The 1,234-nt window shown below is 55.7% G+C and carries 2 pseudogenes; both read right to left on the reverse strand.

Annotated elements, in window-relative coordinates:
* Positions 1-650, reverse strand: a pseudogene (locus tag ABJ99_RS19765) (SNF2-related protein); the annotation flags it as partial.
* Between the two features lie 95 nt (positions 651-745).
* Positions 746-1,234 (reverse strand): annotated as a pseudogene (locus ABJ99_RS29310) (DUF6094 domain-containing protein); the annotation flags it as partial.

Consider the following 1,234-nt stretch of genomic DNA (forward strand, 5'->3'; position numbering starts at 1 on the left):
ATCAGATTGCCTTCCTGGTCCTGGAGCAGACGTCCACAATCTGGACACGCTGCCAGGCTCCTTCCACCGCCGGCACGTCGTTGCCAAAAGGCCAGACGCCAGTGGAACCCCATCCGCATCCGCACGCGGCCGAGAATAAAGAACTCCTGACGTCCGTCGTAGGTATCACCCAGTTGATCGCGCAGCTTCAGCAGCTTGACCAGGGTATCCGGTCCATTGAGCACCCAGACACGAGCGTCAGGGATGGTTTCGAGTATCTCGCGCCGCCACTTGTAGACCAGATGCGGAGGCGCGATGACCATCGTCCGGCGATAACCAGCGCCATGCATGACTGCAGCGAGCGCGATGGCCATCATCGTTTTGCCGGTACCCATCTCGGCATTGATGATGCCAGCCTGCTCATTCTGATCCAGCAAAAGCGCGGCAATTGCCTGGACTACTTGAGCCTGCGCTGGGAAGGGCTGTCGTTTGAGACCGTCCATCACCCGCTGCCGAGCCGGATTGTCGATGCCGGCATAGACCGGCGGGTTTGAGCGGTTGAGAGATTCCAGAAGCTCATCGCCGAATTATTCGATGAATTCAATGAGTCCAATATTTAAAGCATTGGCTTGGAAGTGGTTAACAGCCTCTGTCACAGTCAGGTCGTTCATGATGTTTCTCCACATAGGGCTGAAACAGGGCACGCACGACACCACGGAGGGTATTGAGCATACCCTGCGGGTTGGTTGAAGAGAGTTCTGACGGTCTAGGTCGGATATTCGGATGGGAACAGAATGCTTGTCGCGCGCCGGATCTGACTGGTCATGATCCAGAGCTTGGTTTCGCCCCCTACGTCTATGTTGTAGCTTGAGCAAATGTGTCCTTCGGACGACAGAGACTGCTGATTTCTGTCACGGTGCTCTTGCGGTATGTCACCCCAGTCCCCTGCCTGATGGCGGCTCAGGAAAGGCGAGACGTCCAGCGACTGAGTGTCGGCCAAGGATTTGACTTTCACCGACAGAAAAAGATAACCACTGTCAAAGAGCACAGATGAATCGGCTGTCTCAGACTCAGTAGAAGAGGCTACTGGCTCAGCCGGTTTAGACGGATCCGAGCTGATGGTCAGTGCGCACCCGAGATAAGATGAGCCTGGCGTCATATCCCAAGCCCGAATCCTGGGCACAAAACGATCAGTCAGTATCCGTGTCTCGAAAACTTTGCCGTCCTCGTCCTCGGTGAATTCGGTCTTGGGAAC

This window comes from Pseudomonas syringae pv. cilantro (assembly GCF_001293775.1).
Lineage (GTDB): Bacteria > Pseudomonadota > Gammaproteobacteria > Pseudomonadales > Pseudomonadaceae > Aquipseudomonas > Aquipseudomonas syringae_P.